Source organism: Rhizobium sp. BK399 (assembly GCF_014194695.1).
Lineage (GTDB): Bacteria > Pseudomonadota > Alphaproteobacteria > Rhizobiales > Rhizobiaceae > Rhizobium.
On record NZ_JACIAH010000045.1, the window covers coordinates 1 to 3,314 of the forward strand.

At 54.2% G+C, this 3,314-nt stretch carries 3 protein-coding genes and 1 pseudogene; 1 reads left to right on the top strand and 3 read right to left on the bottom strand.

What is annotated here, in order from left to right:
- Positions 1-68: 68 nt before the first annotated feature.
- Together tnpB and FHT97_RS30550 are read right to left on the bottom strand one after the other, a co-directional pair.
- On the bottom strand, positions 69-422 hold the full coding sequence (gene tnpB, locus FHT97_RS30545) for an IS66 family insertion sequence element accessory protein TnpB (RefSeq protein ID WP_183865205.1): 354 nt from the start codon (positions 420-422) through the stop codon (positions 69-71).
- The gene (locus FHT97_RS30550; protein WP_183865207.1) at positions 403-825 is read right to left on the bottom strand and encodes a transposase; all 423 of its coding nucleotides are present in this window, start codon (positions 823-825) and stop codon (positions 403-405) included. Before FHT97_RS30550 ends, tnpB begins: the two co-directional genes overlap by 20 nt.
- An 85-nt stretch (positions 826-910) precedes the next feature.
- On the opposite strand from FHT97_RS30550, the pseudogene FHT97_RS30555 reads away from it, so the two are divergent.
- A pseudogene (locus FHT97_RS30555) lies at positions 911-1,093 on the top strand (transposase); the annotation flags it as partial.
- A gap of 818 nt (positions 1,094-1,911) precedes the next feature.
- On the opposite strand, the gene FHT97_RS30560 reads toward FHT97_RS30555, so the two are convergent.
- Positions 1,912-2,724, bottom strand: coding sequence for a PRC-barrel domain-containing protein (locus FHT97_RS30560; RefSeq protein WP_183759228.1), 813 nt, complete (start codon positions 2,722-2,724; stop codon positions 1,912-1,914).
- Between the last annotated feature and the right edge of the window lie 590 nt (positions 2,725-3,314).

The window sequence follows — 3,314 nt, forward strand, 5'->3', positions numbered from 1 at the left end:
GCCGGTTCGAGTCATCAGATTCTTGAATCTGAACCGCCCCTTTGCGTCAACAGCTCAATTCGCCATCCTCAGCCGGCGATCTGATATTGCCGCACGGGATGGCGGATCATCGCATCGATATCGATGCCGTCGAGAATCCAGTGAAGCTGTTCTGTCGTCAGCACAACGACCGGCACCTCCCGGCGGGGCCAACGGAACCTGTCTTCCGTCAATTTCTTCAGCACCATCACAAAACCGGACCGATCAAAAAACAGAAGCTTCATCCGGTCGTGACGGCGATTGCAAAAGGCAAAGACCGCGGGAGCAAAGGGATCAAGCTCCATCACCTCTTGCACCAGAACCGCAAGGCTGTTGATGCCAGCGCGGAAGTCGATCGGTTCCCGATGCAGGTAAACCTGGAGATCAGCGCCCAGCCTGAACATGACTCAACGCTCCTATGATCGCCGCTAGTCCATCAACATCGCTGCATTCCACCGTCAGGCTGACCCCGTTCGGCAGCACCGCGCTCACCTTGGATGCATGAGATCGTTTGCCGACCGGCTCCGCCTTCGTCAGTGGACCGCTGGCAGAAGACGAGTGCATATCCGCAGCAATCTGAACCGGAACGAACGCCGAGACCACAGGCAAAGCACGATCTTCTCTGGCTCTCCTCACCCACTTGCGAACGAGATTGGCGTTGACGCCGTGCTCCAGAGCTAGACGCGAGACCGAAACGCCGGGCTCTAAACACGCTGCGACAAGCTGATCTCGGGAGGCAGGGTCATATCGACGGCGGCCGTCGCGACCAACAAGCCGCACCTGCAGTTTAGGAGCATCTTCATCCATGATTTGGTGTCCACCTATTTTTTGGTGGACACTTCATGCCTCAGAGCGCTGCGCCTCAAAAGGCGCACCGAAATTCGCGCTTACGTTCAACGGCCGCTTCCGGGCAGAATGCCTGAACCAACATTGGTTCCTGACCCTTGCGGATGCCCGCGAAAAGATGGAGGATTGGCGTAGAGACTACAATGAGGTTCGGCCACATGGTGCGATCGGAAATAAGGTCCCGATCACACTGATGAATCTGGGAAGCGTAACCAGCCTGCCTCCCTGACTTAAGCCGGAAAACTCCAGCCTCCGCTGGTCCAATGTTTGGGGGCGGTTCAGGCGGTTGAAGGGACTGATCCCATTCCGGACGGACAAGGAGGGAGCACTGGCTGGCCAAGATCCGTGACGTCCTGCTCAACAATTCCAAAGGGGTCTAATTAGCGACGCTTCAAGTCGATGGCATGTTCAGTTGATGGGCAGACAGACCAAAACGTCAGCCGCTCAACATGGTGGTTGATTATGCATGTGCCATACTGTTCTGGATTGGGAGAAGAGCCGGCTCTTCATCAGTTGACCATGGAGAGGCGGGGTCTTGCTGATTTTTTCACGCCTTCCGCTTGCCGACCAAAAAGCAGGCCAAAGGATGAGTTTTGACTCGGTTGCACTCGTGATAAGTTCAACTCACATCACTTCTCTTCGTATGGAAGGAAAGCGAAATGCGTTTGAAGGCTTTTTTTGTTGCCATTGCTTTCCTTGCGCCCGTTTCGAGTCAAGCACTGGCTGGACAAGTGGAGAGCGTCGCGTGGTCGGTAGAGGGCAAGCTTGTCGGCAAGGAGGGAGGAAAGGCGAAGGACATCAGCGGCATCGCATGCTCCATGACGTCCGGTTTTCCGAGATCCTGCCTGACTATCGATGACAACGTTCAGTCGGCTCAGGAAATCGGGACGGTCAGGAGCAGCCGTCCTCAACCGTTTAAGGTCGTGTACGGCTGCTAGCGATGAAACTATTTAGACGCGCAGGTCAAGAGGATAGTCGAGACCTATTTAGGCAGCACTGGCGATAAGCTGGGCACGGAAATCTTTAATCTCCGTACCCGCAACATCATTAACCACCCTTATATTCCGGCTGGGCCTTCAGCTTATCAGCAGATGAATCGACATAGACGCGTACATCATCGCCTTTTTCATTGCGCACGATGTTCAACTGGTCGAGCCCTACGGCGATCCGATGCTCGCCTATCCCGAGAAACCCGCCAACATCAATGACAACCTGTTTTACGGTTCCATCATTGTTGAGGACGAGTTTATCGACTTCGCCGATATTCTCATCTTTTGCACTATAAACAGTTGCGCCGGAGAGATTTTCCGTCGTGAGGTCTTTCACATCCGTAGCACGATAACCATCACGCTTGATCTCCGGTCGTACGAGCGCCGTATCGGTTGATTGAGCAGTTGGAGCTGTAGTCGTCGATGAAGTCGAGCTCATGTCGGCTGGAGCCGTATAGGCCGGTGCGTCGGTCAGCATCTGTTTATTTGCATTGACGACCAGGAAATAGTCATTCGCATCGTCGCCGTCCTTGACGAACTTGATGTCCTTCATCGGAATGGCAACGTTCTTCTCACCGATTCCCAGAAAGCCACCGACGCCGAGCACCACGGCTTTGACTTCGCCTTGTCGGCTAAGGATCACCTCGTTCACTTCACCGATATCGTCCCAGTCCTTTTCAGCGCCAGGCTTGACGACGGTGTCAGCCGTAATCGCGCTCTCGGTGGCGTAGAGTCGCATGCCAATGAATTTGGACGCCTGGATGTCAGTCGGCTGCTGCTGATACATCGAGATTGGAGCCATGGTAGCGGCATAGGCACTGCCGCTCACCAACGCGATTGTAAGGGCGGTTGTCACGAGTAGCTTGTTCATTAATCACTCCCTTTTTTGTTGCTCGTCGCACCCTGCACAACGGAGAGTTTGCACTGCGATGTTAAAATTACCGCAGTAGCAGGACAGATGAGCGTGAGTTGTTTCGCCGAAATTGAACGATTGGGGCCAAAATATGTTCCGGCTTGCCGCTGAAAAGACGGTTGCGAGGCGCGGAAAGCGGTGTCTCAGCTGTCCCGCCGGACAGCGAATGTAAGAACGCTGCATGAAGCGCCGGCCAGCCATTCAGACAACATCCGGCGGCGTGGGCAAGCCAGGCACGCGACAATTTACGAGCCATGCGGCGCAGTAACCAGGAGCTGCGAAAGTGGGAGCGATTCGACTGGACGAATCCAAACAATCGGCTCCAGTAGAATATTTGGCTGGACGCGACACAGAGCTTTTTTGCGGATGCCAGCGGTTCGTTTGGGAAACTCGGCCTTCGGTTTCAGGCTGAAACGCAACAGCAAACAAACCGCCCAGATGTTCCATAATAACTCTTATCTGATTTATGGATGTAGCGAGGTGGGTTCTAGAATGAAGTGCGACTTGCTAATGATCCCAATGGGTTATCAATTGCAAGGACGATGCAA

Coding starts and splice junctions, on each gene's coding strand:
- FHT97_RS30560 (WP_183759228.1), bottom strand. CDS start 2,724: ATGAACAAGCTACTCGTGACAACCGCCCTTACAATCGCGTTGGTGAGC.
- FHT97_RS30550 (WP_183865207.1), bottom strand. CDS start 825: ATGGATGAAGATGCTCCTAAACTGCAGGTGCGGCTTGTTGGTCGCGAC.
- tnpB (WP_183865205.1), bottom strand. CDS start 422: ATGTTCAGGCTGGGCGCTGATCTCCAGGTTTACCTGCATCGGGAACCG.